Source organism: Mycobacterium talmoniae (assembly GCF_001854525.1).
GTDB lineage: Bacteria > Actinomycetota > Actinomycetes > Mycobacteriales > Mycobacteriaceae > Mycobacterium > Mycobacterium talmoniae.
On sequence record NZ_MLQM01000002.1, the window covers coordinates 23351 to 39019 of the forward strand.

The following is a 15669-nucleotide window of genomic DNA, read 5'->3' on the forward strand; positions in this document are numbered from 1 at the left end:
ATCGCGACCCGCTCACCGGGCCAGCGGGATGAGGTCGGCATCGACCGCGCGGCACGGCGTGAGGTCGCTGAGGAACGCCTCGGCCGGGTCGACCGCGCGGTGTGCGGCCCCCGCCGCGGTGAGCGCGTGTTGTTTGAATGCCCGGGCTGCGGCGCTGAGCCGGTGGTGGGCCGGCTGCATGGTGCGGTCCACCGGCACCGGCCAGTCGTCGCCCCAGAGGGTGACGCTGGCGCGGGTGTTGTTCAGCGCGGCGCGGACCATGTCGCGGATGCGTGCGTCGCCGGCGACCAGGGCCGCGCTGACCGCCAGCGCGCGCCCGCTCACCGGCCCCGACGCGAAGGCGTCGTCCAGCGCCCAGCTGCCCACCCCGAGGATCTGCAGCGGTCGCCGATCCGCGGTGCCGGGCAGGAAGACGTTGACCTGCCACCCGGCGGCGCGCCGGTCATACAACCAGCCGCCCGCCGCACCGACCACCTCGACCACGCTGGACGCCACCACATCGAGGCGGTAGCCGATGCTGTCGTCGTTGGTCCGCGGCTGCGGTGTGGGCGTGAGGTCGGCGAGACCGAAAACGTGAGCGGTCACAGGGTCATTCCTCCGGTCGAGGGGCTGGTGCACGCCAGCGGTCCGGTGCGGGGTGGCGTCCTGGGCCGAGCGGGGGCTGGATCGGCCGTCCGACGCGACGCACCTAGCGTGACAGTTTCACGTCAATCTGTAAAGTCTGGATTCGCCCGGGCGGCCCGCTGCGCCTGCAGCTCGGCCAGCACCTGCTCGGTGTGCTCACCGAGCCGCGGTGCCCGCGACCGGGGCGCGCACGGCGTGCCGTGAAAGTCCGCCGGGGTGGCGACCATCGGCACCGTCGTCTCGCCGTCGGGGACATACACCACACCGCCGGCGGCGTGGAACTGACCGTCGGCCAGCACATCTTCGAGGGTGTTGATCGGCGACCAGAAGAAGTCGTCTTCCCCGGCAAAGACCGCCGCCCAGTCGTCGAGCGGCTTGGTCGCGAAGATCGCATCCAGCTCGGCGATCAGCGTGGCCGCGTTGCGGGCGCGGTCGGCCGGGCTCGCATAACGCGGGTCGGTCAGCCAGTCCGGGCGGTCCACCGCCCGGCACAGCGCCGGCCAGTGCCGGGCGGCCTGCAGGCCGACGATCCAGAACCGCCGACCGTCGCCGGCCGCATAGTTGTTCATGCACGGGTTGCCCATCGACTCGCGCTGCCCGACCGCGATCGGGTGACCGGTGAGCAAGAAGGTGTTGAGGTCGAAGCTGACCGTGTAGGCGCCCTGCCGATACAGCGAGGTGGTGACCAGCTGCCCGACCCCGGTCCGCGCCCGGGCGAACAGCGCCGCCCCGATCGCTGCCACCAGGGTCATGGCTGCCGAGTGATCGCCCATGCCGCCCCGCTGAAACGGCGGCGTATCGCCGGGCCGGGTCAGCAGCTCCGCCACCCCGGCGCGGGCCCAGAACGCGGCCACGTCGAAGGCGGCCCGGTCGGCGTCGGGTCCGGTCTCGCCGTAGCCGGTGATCAGGCCGTAGACCAGCCCGGGGTTGTCGGCGGCCACCGTGGCGTAGTCCAGGCCGAGGCGCTGCAGGGCGCCGGGCCGCACATTGGTCACGAACACGTCGGCGTCATGCAGCAGGTCGCGCGCCACCGCCCGGTCCGCGTCGGTGGTCAGGTCCAGCACCACACCGCGTTTGGAGCGGTTGTCCATCTCAAACGGCGGGTTCAGGTCGCCCTGGACGCCCAGCATCCGGGCGAATGTGCGCCCCGGATCCCCGGTCGGCGGCTCGATCTTGACGACGTCCGCGCCCCAGTCGGCGAGGATTCCGCCCGCCGCCGGGGCCGCCACCCAGACGCCGAGTTCGACGACACGAACACCGTCCATCGGTCCGGCCATGGTCCACCTTCCGCCTCGCTTCGTTTCAGCAGGCAACCATGCCATCCCGGTTTTGTGCGGCAGCTTTACAATTCCTGTGCTATTTGTAATCTAGGGCGGTGACGGAAGGCGGCGCGATGACGCACACGGCACGGCGGGTGCCTCCGTTGCTGGCGCTGGCAGCGCATCTGGGACACGGGATTGCGCGGGTGACCACCGACGCGGCGCTGCGCGGCGTGCGGACATTTCCGCGGCGCATCGCCGACCTGGACACCGACACGCTCACCGGGATCCTGGGACGGCGGGTGACGTCGGTGACGGTGCTCGATGGCACCGCCGGGACGACCAGCCGGGCCCGGGTGGCGCTGACCGGCGCGGGCGTCCCGGCGTCGGTGTTCATCAAAATGTCGGCCGGAGCGGCGGGCACCCGACTGATCGGCGAGTTGGGTCGGCTGGCCGAGACCGAGGTGCGGTTCTATCGCGATTTGGCGCCGCAGCTCACCGGGGTGCCGCGCGCGTTCGGCTCCGCATTCGACGCCCTGACCGGCCGGTTCGTGCTGGTGCTGGAGGATCTGGCGGCCGGGCCGTGCGAGTTTCCGGACACCGTGCATCCGCTGGACGCGGACCACGCCGGCCGGGTGGTGGAGCTGCTGGCCGGGCTGCACGCCGCCTTTTGGGGACGCCTGCCCGCCGTCGGGGGCGGCGGGCCGCTGGGCTGGCTGTACTCCGGGTCCGGCGATCCCAGCGTGCCGTTGGTGCCCGCGCTGCTGCGCCGGTCGGCGCGGCGGCTGGCCGATCGTCCGGGGGTCGAGGACGGCCGGTTCATCATCGAGCACTATCCCGCGGTGGCCCGGCTGATCGACGCGCCGCCGCATACCGTGCTGCACGGTGATGCCCACCCGGGCAACTGCTACTTCCGCGACGGCGCGGCCGGCCTGCTGGATTGGCAGGCGGTCCGCCGCGGCCATCCGGCCCGCGACCTGGCCTACACCCTGATCACCAGTATGACCACGGCGGAGCGGCGGGCCAGTGAACGCGAGCTGGTCGGCACCTATCGGGCGGCGCTGGTCGCCGCCGGCGGCCCCGAACTCGACCGCGGCCAGTTGTGGGAGCGTTACCGGCAGGCCGCGGCGTATGCCTATGTGGCGGCGTTGGCCACCGCCGGTCTGGGTGGAATGCAAGCCGAAAACATCGCTTTGGAAGGACTGCAACGATCCGTGGCGGCGCTGGGCGACCTCGACACGGTGGCGCGGCTGCAGCAAGCGCTGTGAATCCGCGCGCCGCGGGGCCTACAGTGGCACCACAACGGCACGACACATTCACCACGATTTGTAAGGTTTGAGCAGTGGATCAGCAACCGACCGCGGAGCCGGACACCGCCGTCGTCGACGACGACGGGTCAACCAAGCACCGGATTCTGCTGGCCACCGCCGAGGTGCTCAGCCGCAGCGGGCAGACCAAACTGAGCCTGTCCGAGGTGGCGCTGCAGGCCGGGGTTTCCCGGCCGACCCTGTACCGCTGGTTCGCCTCCAAGGAGGATCTGCTTGCCGCGTTCGGCGCGTTTGAGCGCCGCACCTTCGACGTCGGAATCGGCCGGGCCACCGCCGGCCTGCGGGGCACGGCAAAACTCGACGCGGCGCTGCGGTTCATCGTCGACTATCAGCACTCGTATTCCGGTGTGCGCCTCGTCGATATCGAGCCCGAAGTGGTGATCGAGCAACTGTCGCGGGTGATTCCGGTGATGCGGTCACGGTTGCAGCGGCTGCTGCCGGGCCCCAACGGTGCGGTCAAGGCCGCGACGGCGATCCGGCTCGCGGTGTCGCACTACATGGTGCGCAGCGACGACGACGACCAGTTCCTGGCGCAGCTGCGGCACGCGGTGGGGCTGAAGGCCGTGGACGGCTGACGCCTAGGTCCGGGCGAGGCCAAGCGCGTGCCGGGCGATCATGTTGCGAAACACCTCCAGGGTGCCGCCGTAGATCCCGGTCGGTGACGCCAGCCGAAACAGGTATTCGGCGCCGCCGTCATCGGCCGCGCCGTCGGTCTCGGCGGGCAGGCTCGACGCGGCGCCGAGAATGTCCATCAGCTCCGGTGCGATGTCCCGCATCGTCTGCGCGATCGCAACGCGGCCGAACATCCCCGCGGTGCTCAGTGCCGCCTCCATCCGGGCGATGCCGTGACCCAACCGGTACTTCACCGACCGGTCGGCGTCGGCCGCGCCGGCCGCGATCTTGTCGACGGCCTCGGCCATCAGCAGGCCGTGTTCGGTCATGGTGGCGATCTTCTGCAGGCCGTCGGCGGCCCGCTCGGCGGTGCCGTGTTCCACATCGAGCGCCTCACGCAGGATGGACCAGCCGCCGTTGACCGCGCCGATCCGGTACCGGTCGGCGACCCGCACATCGCTGTAGTAGACGATGTTGGTGCGATCCCCGTCGACGGTGCGGATGCCCTGGATCTCGATGCCCGCCGAGTCCAGCGGCACCAGAAACATGGTCAGGCTCTGGTGTTTCGGCGCGTCCGGGTCGGTGTTGGTGAGCAGGAAGACGTAGCGGCTGTGCTGGGCGTTCGAGGTGAACATCTTGGAGCCGTTGATGATCCAGCCGTCGCCGTCGCGCACCGCCCGGGTTTTGCACGTCGCCACATCCGAGCCGCCCTCGGGTTCGGTGTAGCCCAAGCACAGTCGCACCGCACCGGACAGCACACCCGGCAGCACCTCGTTCACCAGTTCCGGCGCCGCGAACCGGGCCACCGTCCGCGCCACCATCGCCGTCGTACCCCAGTGAAACCACGGGGTGTGGGCCCGACCGATCTCCAGCTCGAAGATGCGCCGCCGCACCGCGGAAAAGCCGCCTTCGGATTCGGTCCGCCAATCATCGGCGAGGTAGCCGCGGGCGCCCAGCGCCAAATGCACCCCTTCGTCGAAATTGTCGCCGGTCGCCCGGTCCCGGCGGATCACCTCGTCGGTCACCTGGGTGCGCAGGAAATCCCGCAGCTCCGCGCGGAAGGCCGCATCGGCGTCGTCGAGGGTGACCCGCGAAAAATCCACCGAACGCAAGCCTTACAGCCGGGCCTGGGCGGCGATCGCGGTGTCGCTGGTGCGCAGCGGCCGGATCAGGGCGTCCTGGGCGAAGGAGGCGATCAGCTCCCCGGCCTCGGTGTGCACGGTGCCGCGCACATAGGACATGCCGGCGCCGACCTGGGTGCTTTCGTGGGAGTACAGCAGCCACCCGTCCCAGGACACCGGTTCGTGGAAGCTGACCGTGATGGTCATCGGCGCGGTGGACACCGTCAGGTGCGCCTGGCTGGTGCCGATGCCCGGGTGGGCGCGCATCGTCGTCGAAATCCCCAGGTGCCCGGTGAAATACGCGATGAGCGCCTTGGCCAGCTCGTCGCGGGCCGGGATCGGCTGGTAGCGCAGCCAGGCGTACAGTTCCGGCGGCCCGACCTCGTCGGGGCTGTTGACGTCGACCACATCCACCAGCCGCACTTCGCGTCCGATCATCGGCATCTCGCAGGCGTTGGCCTCGGCGGGGGCGGCCACCGCGGGACGCGGCTGGTGGTGGCGGATGACGTCGGCAGTGGGGACATCGGCCAGCACCGTCATGCTGATGCAGCGTCGGCCGTTTTGCTGCGCGGTCACCACCGCGGTGGCCGTCGAACGGCCCTCGTGCACCACATCGATGGCGAGTTCGACCGGGGGTCCGACCATCACCGCCCGGGCGAACACCGCGTGCACCGAGCGCACCGACTTGTCCGGAAACCGTTTGGCCACCGCGACAATCGCCTGGGCGAGCACCTGGGTGCCTTCCACCACCTGCCGCTCGTCGTCGCCGGCCAGGCCGGTGACGCCGGTGAACCGGTCGGCGCCGTCGGGTGCGACGTCGAACAAGTCGAGCAGGCCGGTGACCGACCACTGGGTCTGATCGGCGTCGGTTGTCATGTTCGCGTGCACCTCCATCTCCGGCGGCCGACGGCCTGCCACTGGCCAGCGTGACATTACTGAACCAATCTGTAAAGTCTATAGCCGTCGGCCACCCACGGCGGAAAGGGCAACCCAGTTGGGCATCGTTACGACAAGCTCCGAGACGGCATTCGCGCACCCCGCCGAAACGGTCTACGACTTCGTCACCAACCCGGACAACTGGACCAAGACCTATCCAGGCAGCGCCCATATCGGCAAGCTGCCGGAGGTGCCGCTGCGGGTCGGCGATGTCTGGGAGGAGGCCGGACCCGACGGCGAGCGGGTGTTCACCTGGCAGTTGGCGATCGCGATGCGTCCGCGGATATGGGTGTTCACTTCGGTGGGACGGCTGGGTCATGACCGCGACGGCAACGGCGGACTGGAGGGCCGCATGACGATTCAGTACCAATTCAGTCGGCCCGGTCACGACGTCACCCTGTTCAGCCGGACCATGACGATCGAGGCGTACAAAGACGCACCGCTGCCCGACGCGTTCTTCCGGGTGGTCAACCCGGCCAACATCGACGCCTATCACGCGGCGGTCGCCCGCGAGCTGGACGCGCCGCGTTGACACCGCCCACCCCCGTACGTGACACTTTTATGATGTTTTGTAACGGAGCGGGGGTGGTGGATGGGTAGCACGCTGCTGTCCCCCACCCCGCTGGCCGACGGCTTCTGCTTCGGCGAGGGGCCGCGCTGGTTCGAAGGGCTGCTGTGGTTCTCCGACATGCTCGGCGAGGCGGTGCACACCGTCACCCTGGGCGGCGCCATGACCACCCTGCCGCTGCTCGGGCACGTGCCGTCCGGCTTGGGGTTCCGGCCGGACGGCTCGCTGCTGATCGCCTCCACCGCGGCCCGCCAGCTGTTGCGCTACGACGGGGAAACCGTCACCACCGTCGCCGACGTGACCGACCGCGTCCCGGCCGACCTCGGCGATATGGTGGTCGACCGCCGCGGCCGGGCCTACCTCGGCGCGCAGGCGTTCACCGACGGCGTCATCGTGCGCGTCGACCCCGACGGCACCGCGACGGTGGTCGCCGAGGGCCTGGACTTTCCCAACGGGATGGCGATCACCCCGGACGGCCGCGGGCTGATCGTCGCCGAATCGATCGGCCGGCGCCTGACCGCGTTCGCGATCGGCGCCGACGGCGCCCTGTCGGACCGGCGGGTCTTCGCCGACGGACTCGACGGCCCACCGGACGGCATCGCCCTGGACGCCGACGGCGGCGTCTGGACGTCGATGACGCTGGCGCATCGGTTCGAGCGCATCGTCGCCGACGGCGAGGTGACCCACCGCATCGACGTCGGCGACCGCGCGGCGATCGCCTGCGCCCTGGGTGGTCCGGAGCGGCGCACGCTGTTTCTGCTGTCGAGCACCGACGCCTACCCGCAGCGGCTCGCCGGGACCCGAAACTCCCGGCTGGACACCGTGACCGTGGATATCCCCGGGGCGGGCCTGCCCTGATGCGCCGATAAAGGTGGACGATGACCGACTGCTACTACGAACGCCTCGAGGACACCGGCATCGGCGAGAAGTTCGTCGCGACCGACCTGGTACGCAGCACCTGGTCAGCCCAGATTCAGCACGCCGCACCGGTTTCGGCGTTGCTGGTGCGGGCGTTGGAGCGCTGCGCGGCCCGCGACGACACCCGGCTGAGCAGGGTCGCCGTCGACCTGCTGGGGCCGGTGCCGGCCGAGGGCGACCTGTGGGTGCGCGCCGAACTCGTCCGTCCCGGCAAGCAAATTGAGCTGCTGACCGCCGACATGCTGGCCCCGGGACCCGACGGCGCGCCCCGGCCCGTCGCCCGGGCCAGCGGCTGGCGCTTGCAGCGGCTCGACACCACCGAGGTGACGCACGCGGCGGCCGCCCCGCTGCGCCCGCTCAGCGAAGCCCGCAGCCGCAACCTGGAAAAGGATTGGGACCGCAACTACGTGCACAGCCTGGATTGGCGGTGGCTGACCGAACCGCTGACCGACGGTCCGGGGGAATCGTGGATCACCCCGACGGTGGATCTGGTCCACGGCGAGACGATGACACCGTTGCAGCGGCTGTTCGCCGTCGCCGACGACGCCAACGGCATTGGCACCAAACTGGATATCCGCGCGTGGACGTTCCTCAACACCGACCTGGTGGTGCACGTGCACCGCGTCCCGCGGGGCGAATGGATCGGGATCCGCGCCGAAACCAATTACGGCCCGGACGGTATCGGCACCACGGTGGGCACCCTGTTCGACGAGGCGGGGGCGATCGGCGCCATCCAGCAGTCCGTGCTGGTGCGCCGCCGCGGCTGACCGGGGTCGCTACCGCGGCGGGATGACCTCGACGACGCGCAGGTGGCTGCGCCGCGTCGGCTCCAGCAGCGCGGCGACGTAGTGGCCCACGGCGCCGGGCGCCAGGGGGCCGCCGGCCGGGGCCGTCCGGACGATCGACACCCGCACCCCGGTTCCGACGAACTCGGCGTCGAGCCCCGCCAGCCAGGCCTCGAGGTGCCGTTGACCGGTTCGGGCCAGCGGCGTCGCGCTGACCAGCACCACATCGCCGGACCCGCGCTCGAGCATCGGCGGAACGAGTCGGGTCGCCAGGTGCTGGGCGCCGATCGCGCAGGGTCCGGCCGTCGCCACCAACGGGGTGACGTCGGTGACCATGACGTCGATCTGCCCGACCAGATAGTGCGCGGCGTCAACGAACCGATCGATGGAGGCGGGGTCGGCCAGATCCAGCGGCGCGGCGAACACCGCGGCGCCGCGCGCCCGCAGCCCGGCGGCGAACCGCTCGCATCTGTCACCGCTGCTGCCCAGCACGACCAGATCGCCGCCCCGGGCCACCCGAGCCGCGGTCGCCCGGCCGATCGACGACGACGCCTCGGTGATCACCACGGCGCGTCCACCGTGGGCGGGAGCGGCGACCGCACCGGCGGACGCCGCCACGAACGAGCGTGAGCGCGGCACCGCAACAGCGTGACACTTCGGCGCAGTTTTGTAAAGCCTCAGGTGGTCCGGTTCCGCCCGGGTCAAAACCAGCCGGTGTGCATCTCCAGCGTGGTCCGATCCAGCCGAGCCAGCAGGTCCAGCTGCGGTGCGGTCTTCGGCAATTCATACCCGAAGAAGAAGCGAGCGGCCTGGCGTTTGCCGTCGTAGAAATCCCCGGCCTTGCCGTGGGCGGCGAGCAGCTGTTCCAGCCACATCCACGCGATGACGTGGTGGCCGAATGCCTCCAGATAGATCACGCTGTTGGCGAGTGCGGCCTCGATATCCCCCGAGGAGAACATCGCCGCGGTCACCTCGACCAGCCGCTGCCAGGAGGTGTCCAGCTGGGCGGCCAGCTGCGCCGGGTCGCCGCCGATCGCGGTGGCCGACGACACGGTGGCCGCGATCGCCGCGCCCAGCGCCGCCAGATTGGCGCCGCCACGCTGAACCACCTTGCGGCCCAACAAGTCGAGGCTTTGAATCCCGTGGGTGCCCTCGTGGATAGGGTTGAGCCGGTTGTCCCGGTAGTGCTGCTCGACGTCGTATTCGCGGGTATAGCCGTACCCGCCGTGCACCTGGATGGCCAGGTCGTTGGCCACCAGGCACCACTGTGACGGCCAGCTTTTGGCGACCGGAGTCAAAATGTCCAGCAGCGACGCCGCGGAGTCCCGCTCCTCATCGCTGGTCGGGCTGTGTTGCACGTCGACCAGCCGGGCACAGTACAGCAGCAGCGCCAGCGCGCCTTCGACGTAGGCCTTCTGCGCCAACAACATTCGCTTCACGTCGGGGTGGTCGATAATCGGCACCTGACCGGTCGAGGCATCCTTGGCGGTGACCGGGCGGCCTTGGGGGCGTTGCCGGGCATACTCCAGTGACTTGAGGTAGCCGGTGTAGCCGAGCGCCACCGCGCCCATCCCCACGCCCAGCCGGGCCTCGTTCATCATGTGGAACATGTAGGTCAGGCCGCGGTGCGGTTCGCCGACCAGGTAGCCGACCGCGCCGGGTTCACCGCCCGGCCGGAATCCGCCCTCCCCGAAGTTCAGCACGGTGTTGGTGATGCCCCGGAATCCCATCTTGTGGTTGAGCCCGGCCAGCACCACGTCGTTGCGCTCGCCGAGCGACCCGTCCGGCCCGACCAGGAATTTCGGCACGATGAACAGCGAGATCCCCTTGGTGCCCGGCGGGCCGCCCGGGATCTTGGCCAGCACCAGATGCACGATGTTGTCGGTGAGTTCGTGGTCGCCGCCGGAGATCCACATCTTCGACCCGAACAGCCGGTAGCTGCCGTCCGGGCGGGGCTCGGCGCGGGTGGTGATGTCGGCCAACGAGGAACCCGCCTGGGTTTCCGACAGACACATCGTCCCGGAGAACCGGCCGGCCAGCATCGGCCGGACGTAGGCGTCGATCTGGTCGGGGGCGCCGAAGGTGGCCAACAGATTCGCATTGCCCGCCGTCAGCATCAGGTAGCCGGCGGTGCTGACATTGGCGGCCGACAGCCAGGCGGTGCCGGCCTGCCCGACGGTCACCGGCAGCTGGGCGCCGCCCAGCTCGTAGTCCATCGTCATGCCGAGCACACCGGCCCGGGCGACCGCGTCCAACGCCTCCTTGACCTCGCCGATGACGGTGACCGACGTGCCGTCGAAGCTGGGCTCGCACGCGTCGCTCTTCTTGTTGTGCGGCGCGAAGTACCGGGTGGCCAGCTGCTCGAACAGGTCCAGGACGTCGGCGAAGGTTTCCCGGGAGTGTTCGACGAACCGCGCCCGCTGGGTCAGCTCGTCGACCCGCAACCATTCGAACAACAAGAAATCCAGGTCGCGCCGGGATAGCAGGTCGGATTTCATCGACCTCCTTCCCGCGGACCTGCCTCGGAGCGTAATACCTTTGTGCCATGGCTCCTCGCGAGGACGTCCAGTTCACCTCCGGTAACGACCGGATTAGCGCCTGGTTGTATCGGCCCGACGGCGACGGCGACGCACCGCTGCTGGTGATGGCGCACGGCCTGGGCGGGGTGCGCACCATGCGGCTGGATGCCTACGCCGAACGATTCTGCGCGGCCGGCTACGCCTGCCTGGTGTTCGACTACCGCAACTTCGGCGACAGCGAGGGCCAGCCGCGTCAGGTCCTCGACAACAACAAGCAGCTCGCCGACTGGGCGGCCGCCGTCGGCTACGCCCGCACCGTGGCCGGTGTCGACCCTGACCGGATCGCGTTGTGGGGCACCTCGTTCGCGGGCGGGCATGTGATCGCGACCGCGGCCCGGGTGCCGGGAATCGCGGCGGTGGTCTCCCAATGCCCGTTCACCGACGGGATCGCCTCGTCACTGGTGATCAAACCCGGCGTCATGGCGCGCATCATGACGCTCGCGCTCCGGGATGTGGTCGCGGCCCGACTCGGCTGGTCCCCGGTGATGGTGCCGGTGGCCGGCAGACCCGGCGAGGTCGCGCTGATGACCACCCCGGACGCCTACCCCGGCTACCTGGCGTTGCAGCCCGAGGGCGGTGGCGTGCCCAATGCGGTGGCCGCCCGGTTCGCCCTGAAACTGCTGCCCTACCGACCGGGCCGGTTGGCCGCGCAGGTTAGCTGCCCGATCTTGTTCTGTGTGTGCGCCGCCGACTCGGTGGCCCCGGCCGGGCCCACCCGGCGCCACGCCGCCCGAGCGCCGCGCGGCGAGATCAAGCTCTACCCGGACGGCCACTTCGACATCTACGTCGGCGAGGCGTTCGAGCGCGTCGTCGCCGACCAGATCGCCTTCCTGAACAAGCATTTACGGGCTTAGCGGATGGTGCTCACGCCGCCGTCGACCGGGATCACCGCGCCGGTGATGTAGCTGCTGGCCCGGCTGGCCAGGAAGACGGCGATGCCGGCCATGTCGTCGGGGCTGCCGATCCGGCCGAGCGGCAACCCAGCGCCCACCACATCGTCCCCGGCGGTCAGCAGGTGTTTGGTCATCTTGGAGGCGAACAAACCCGGCGCGATCGCGTTGACCAGGATCTCCGGGGCGAGTTCGCCGGCCAGGTGCCGGGTCAGCATGTGCACGGCGGCCTTACTGGCGCTGTAGGAGAAGTTGTTCATGCCCTTGGCCGGCGCCCGCAGCCCGTCGACGCTGCCGGTGTTGATCACCCGGGCCGGATCGTCGGCGGTCGCGCCGGCCCGCAGCATCGGCGTCAGCGCCTGCGTCAACAGCAGCACGCCTTTGACGTTGACGTCGAGCACCTTGTCGATGCCGGACTCGGGGAACTCGGCGAACGGCGCCCCCCAGGTCGCCCCGGCGTTGTTGAACAGCGCGTGAATCGCGTTCTCCCGCTCGGCCAGTCCCGCGGCCAGCGCGGCGACACCGTCGGCGGTGCCGAGATCGGCCGGGATCGCGTACACCGGTCCGTGCGTCGCCAGCTCGCTGACCGCGGCGTCGAGTTCGGCCTCTTTGCGGCTGGACAGGTACACCGTCGCGCCGGCCTGCAGCAGTCCCCGCGCCATCATCAAGCCGATGCCGCGGCCGCCGCCGGTGACCACGGCGACCTTTCCCGGCAGTCCGAATAGGTCAGTCATGGTCATCAGTGTGCGCTACGCCGGGCGCACCCCGGTCAGCGCACGGATGGTTTGGCTTTCGGTGTCCTGAAAGGCATGCCCGTCGGGTCGCAGCAGGTCGTGGAACCACACCTTCGGGATGGTGGTGTAGGGGTGATCCCAGGAATCCCACGGGAAGTAGGTCTGGGTCTTCCCGGCGACCAGACCCCAGTTGAACGCACCGACGTTGTGCCGCTGCGCAATCGGCAGGATCTTTTCCACCGTGCTGCCCTGGGGGCGCGCCATGTATTCGGTGCACATGATCGGCCGCCCCAGCGAGGCCAACTCCCCAATGCGGTTCTCGAAGCCCGACGGTCCGTCGTAGCTGTGGAAGGTAACCACGTCGGAGTTGTCGAGTTGGATGCCGGCGATGGTGCTGCGGCTGCCCGCATCCCAGTCCCCTTGCCACACCCCACTGGTCAGCGGCTGGCTGGGGTCGACCGAACGGGCCCACCCGAATACCTGGGGCAACAGGTCGGCGACCCGGTCCAGTTTGTCGCTGGGCTCCAGGCTGCCGTACACCTTCGCCGGGTTGTCGGGCTCGTTCCACAGGTCCCAGCCCAGCACCCGATCGTCGTTGCGGAATTGGGTCAGTACCCCGGTGACGTAGGCCTGCAGGGTGGGTCGGTAGCGGGGGTCGGCGAGGCGTTCGGCGCCGGGGCTTTGCACCCACCCGGAGTTGTGCACCCCCGGCTTGGGTGCGCGCTGGCGCCCGGCCCTGGGGTGCGGATCCCAGCAGGAGTCAAAGAACACGAACAGCGGCTTGATGCGGTGCCGCGCGGCGATGCCGACGAATTGCGCCAGCCGCAGCTGAAAGCTCCGCGAGTCCTGGGCCCAGAGCTGATCGTGCAGGAAGACCCGCACCGTGTTCAGCCCGTGAAACCGGGCCCAGCCCAACTCGGTATCGATGCGTCGCGGGTCGTAGGTGCCGGTCTGAAACATCTCCAGCTGGTTGATCGCGGTGGAGGTGATGAAGTTCGCGCCGACGAGCTGACCCTGCGCTTGATACCAGCGGTTGGCGCGGTCCGGTGACCACCGGGTGGGTTGTTCGGCAGCGGCACGCGGTACGTGGGTCAACGCGGTGCCGGCCGCCAGCAGCAGCGGTAGTTTCAGGGCCATTCGACGGTTCACGTACTGACGGTAATTTGCCCGGGTCACTGTCCCCGGTATCTGCGTGCCGCGTCGCCACAGTTTCGGTCCGGATTGTTATCTCCCCGTCACCGCGCGGGTTTCAGCCCTATCGGACGGGCCGGTCGTCGACACCGGCCTGACCTCGCCTTGACCGCCGACCGCCGCCACGACTACATTAGTAGCGTTCAGTACAGACTGAACGTACTGATTGCTTGAGGTGGTCAATGTCTCCCGATGAAGCCGAGTTCGTCGACCGGATCGGGTTGTTCTTCGAAGCCATCGGCGGCACCCGCACCATGGGCCGCATCTACGGCTGGCTGATGATCTGCGACCCGCCGCAGCAGTCGTTGGCGGAGCTGGCCGCGGCGTTGTCGGTGAGCAAGGCGTCGGTCAGCACCGTCGCCCGCCAACTGCACGACGGCGGCATGATCGAGCGGCTGCCCGCGGCCACCCGTCAGCATCAGTACCGGGTCACCCCCGGCGGTTTCACCCAGGTGCTCACCGCGCAACTGAGCCGGATGCGTGGCGGCATCGACACCGCCACGTTCGGCCTGTCGTTGCTGGGCGCGGACCGCGTCGAACAGCGGGAACGGCTGGAGGACTTCCGGGACTTCTGCGACTTCTGCACCAGCGACGGCGACGCGATGACGCAGCGGTGGGCCAAGTTTCGTGCCGAACGGAGGACACGATGACGACGCAGCCCGACAAGGTCGACTTCCGCGGCGTGCGCTGGGGCTCGGTGGAGTGGACGAATCTGTGCACGCTGTACCTGCGGGCCTACGAAAGCCGGTCAGCCCAGCCGGTTCTCGGCGACCGCGCGGCCGCGGACGCCGTGGATCGCATCGACTACGACTTCGCCCGGGTGCACCGGTCCATCCAGCCGTGGACCAACCAGTTCCTGGTGGCGTTGCGCGCCAAGCAGTTGGACGGGTGGGCGGCCGACTTCCTGGCCCGCCACCCCGACGCCGTGGTGCTGCATCTGGGCTGCGGGCTGGACACCCGGATCGACCGGCTGCAGCCGCCGGCCGGGGTGCAGTGGTTCGACGTCGACGTCCCGCAGGTCATTCACTTGCGGCGTGAGCTGTACGACGATCGTCCCGGCTACACGATGATCGGGTCCTCGGTCACCGACCCCGGCTGGCTCGATCGGGTACCGGCGGATCGTCCCGCGTTGATCGTCGCCGAAGGCCTGCTGATGTACCTGGCCGCCGCGGAGATCGGCGACCTGCTGCACCGGTTGACCGATCGATTCGGCACCGGCGAGCTGCTGGCCGACCTGCTGTCCGAATCGGGTCCCCGGCTCTCCAAGGTCTTCACCAAGGGCATCGTCAAATGGGGCACCCGGGACGGTCATGAACTTTCCGAGTGGAACCCGCGACTCGGCCTGGTGCAGAGCGCAACGTTCATCGACCCGACGCAGATCCCGGCCACGCCGCAACGGGTGCTGTACCGCCTCTTCGGGGCCCTGCCGGCGGTCAGGAACTATGACCGGCTGTATCGATTTCGGTTCTGACGCCCAGCGGGGACTCGACCCGGACCGCCTCGTCGCGGATCAGGCCGCGCAGCAGCGCGGTGGAAAACTCGGCGGCGATCTCCTTGGCCGTGCGCCGGCCGCTGGGCCGCAGCCAGCGGTAGCTGCTCAGCGTCATCCCGATGTAGCCCAACGCCAACACGTGCGAGTCGCAGTCATAGAACTCGCCGCTGGCGATGCCGCGGTCGATCAGCCCGTGCACATGCTCGTAGACCTTGATCTCCTGCTCGCGGATCGCGGCGACCTGCTCTTCGGTGAACCACTCGGTGATGTAGGGCTGCTCCTGGAAGTACACCGCGGCGCCCTCCAGGTTGGTGGCGATCTGGGTCAGCAGCCGCACCGTGTACTGGTACAAGGCTTCCCGCGCGGTCCAGGACGGGTCGTCGTGCACGGCGGCCAGGGTGCGCTCGGCGGCCTGCTGGTAGATGTCGTAGAGGATCAGCGACTTGCTGGCGTAGTAGTGGTAGACGGTGGCCTTGTTCAGCCCGACCACGTCGGCGACGTCGTCCATCCGGGTGCCGTGGTAGCCGCGGGCCGCGAACAGCTTGGTGGCGACGGCCAGCAGCTCCTCGCGGCGGGTAAGGCCATTAGTGGTCTCGGAGGGCATGGTTCTCACTATCGGCAGGGCGGGTTGT

17 protein-coding genes are annotated in these 15669 nt (G+C 69.5%); 8 read left to right on the forward strand and 9 right to left on the reverse strand.

All coding sequences use genetic code 11. The annotated features are described in order from the left end of the window. Nucleotides 1-12 precede the first annotated feature (12 nt). Entirely contained in the window at nt 13-585 is a 573-nt protein-coding gene (locus BKN37_RS00645) for a hypothetical protein (protein WP_071019618.1), read from the reverse strand. 122 nt (nt 586-707) lie between these two features. After that, nucleotides 708-1901: a CaiB/BaiF CoA transferase family protein gene (locus tag BKN37_RS00650; RefSeq protein ID WP_071019623.1), complete on the reverse strand. Its 1194-nt coding sequence runs from the start codon at nt 1899-1901 to the stop codon at nt 708-710. A gap of 116 nt (nt 1902-2017) precedes the next feature. On the opposite strand from BKN37_RS00650, the gene BKN37_RS00655 reads away from it, so the two are divergent. Then, complete coding sequence (locus BKN37_RS00655; protein ID WP_071019626.1) at nt 2018-3151, forward strand: phosphotransferase; 1134 nt, start codon at nt 2018-2020, stop codon at nt 3149-3151. Nucleotides 3152-3225: 74 nt separating this feature from the next. Then, entirely contained in the window at nt 3226-3786 is a 561-nt protein-coding gene (locus tag BKN37_RS00660; protein ID WP_071019629.1) for a TetR/AcrR family transcriptional regulator, read from the forward strand. A 3-nt stretch (nt 3787-3789) separates the two neighbouring features. Here BKN37_RS00660 and BKN37_RS00665 read toward each other — a convergent pair whose 3' ends face one another. Together BKN37_RS00665 and BKN37_RS00670 are read right to left on the reverse strand one after the other, a co-directional pair. Then, nucleotides 3790-4926 (reverse strand): acyl-CoA dehydrogenase family protein, encoded by a 1137-nt coding sequence (locus tag BKN37_RS00665; protein WP_071019633.1) that lies wholly within the window; start codon nt 4924-4926, stop codon nt 3790-3792. Nucleotides 4927-4938: 12 nt separating this feature from the next. Then, a complete protein-coding gene (locus BKN37_RS00670; RefSeq protein ID WP_071019886.1) occupies nt 4939-5820 on the reverse strand; it encodes an acyl-CoA thioesterase in 882 nt (293 codons plus the stop codon). 118 nt (nt 5821-5938) lie between these two features. On the opposite strand from BKN37_RS00670, the gene BKN37_RS00675 reads away from it, so the two are divergent. The 3 genes from BKN37_RS00675 (at nt 5939) to BKN37_RS00685 (ending at nt 8133) form a co-directional block, all read left to right on the forward strand. Continuing rightward, entirely contained in the window at nt 5939-6412 is a 474-nt protein-coding gene (locus tag BKN37_RS00675; RefSeq protein ID WP_071019636.1) for an SRPBCC family protein, read from the forward strand. A gap of 75 nt (nt 6413-6487) precedes the next feature. Then, nucleotides 6488-7306, forward strand: coding sequence for an SMP-30/gluconolactonase/LRE family protein (locus tag BKN37_RS00680; protein ID WP_071019891.1), 819 nt, complete (start codon nt 6488-6490; stop codon nt 7304-7306). 20 nt (nt 7307-7326) lie between these two features. Continuing rightward, entirely contained in the window at nt 7327-8133 is an 807-nt protein-coding gene (locus tag BKN37_RS00685; protein WP_071019640.1) for a thioesterase family protein, read from the forward strand. Nucleotides 8134-8142: 9 nt separating this feature from the next. Here BKN37_RS00685 and BKN37_RS00690 read toward each other — a convergent pair whose 3' ends face one another. Both BKN37_RS00690 and BKN37_RS00695 read right to left on the reverse strand, forming a co-directional pair. Beyond that, complete coding sequence (locus tag BKN37_RS00690) at nt 8143-8790, reverse strand: SDR family NAD(P)-dependent oxidoreductase (RefSeq protein ID WP_165618278.1); 648 nt, start codon at nt 8788-8790, stop codon at nt 8143-8145. Nucleotides 8791-8852: 62 nt separating this feature from the next. After that, nucleotides 8853-10649 carry an acyl-CoA dehydrogenase gene (locus BKN37_RS00695; RefSeq protein ID WP_071019647.1) on the reverse strand — a complete coding sequence of 599 codons (1797 nt, stop codon included), beginning with the start codon at nt 10647-10649 and terminating at the stop codon, nt 8853-8855. Between the two features lie 47 nt (nt 10650-10696). Here BKN37_RS00695 and BKN37_RS00700 point away from each other — a divergent pair, with 47 nt between their 5' ends. Continuing rightward, nucleotides 10697-11584, forward strand: coding sequence for an alpha/beta hydrolase (locus tag BKN37_RS00700; protein ID WP_071019650.1), 888 nt, complete (start codon nt 10697-10699; stop codon nt 11582-11584). Here BKN37_RS00700 and BKN37_RS00705 read toward each other — a convergent pair. After that, complete coding sequence (locus BKN37_RS00705; protein WP_071019894.1) at nt 11581-12354, reverse strand: SDR family oxidoreductase; 774 nt, start codon at nt 12352-12354, stop codon at nt 11581-11583. The genes BKN37_RS00700 and BKN37_RS00705 overlap by 4 nt on opposite strands. Nucleotides 12355-12369: 15 nt before the next feature. Continuing rightward, nucleotides 12370-13503, reverse strand: coding sequence for a cellulase family glycosylhydrolase (locus BKN37_RS00710; protein ID WP_071019653.1), 1134 nt, complete (start codon nt 13501-13503; stop codon nt 12370-12372). A gap of 224 nt (nt 13504-13727) precedes the next feature. Here BKN37_RS00710 and BKN37_RS00715 point away from each other — a divergent pair, with 224 nt between their 5' ends. Beyond that, nucleotides 13728-14195, forward strand: coding sequence for a GbsR/MarR family transcriptional regulator (locus tag BKN37_RS00715; RefSeq protein WP_071019656.1), 468 nt, complete (start codon nt 13728-13730; stop codon nt 14193-14195). Then, nucleotides 14192-15016: a class I SAM-dependent methyltransferase gene (locus BKN37_RS00720; RefSeq protein WP_071019659.1), complete on the forward strand. Its 825-nt coding sequence runs from the start codon at nt 14192-14194 to the stop codon at nt 15014-15016. The genes BKN37_RS00715 and BKN37_RS00720 overlap by 4 nt, the downstream gene beginning before the upstream one ends. On the opposite strand, the gene BKN37_RS00725 is transcribed toward BKN37_RS00720, so the two are convergent. Next, the gene (locus tag BKN37_RS00725; protein ID WP_071019662.1) at nt 14979-15641 is read right to left on the reverse strand and encodes a TetR/AcrR family transcriptional regulator; all 663 of its coding nucleotides are present in this window, start codon (nt 15639-15641) and stop codon (nt 14979-14981) included. The genes BKN37_RS00720 and BKN37_RS00725 overlap by 38 nt on opposite strands. Nucleotides 15642-15669 lie beyond the last annotated feature (28 nt).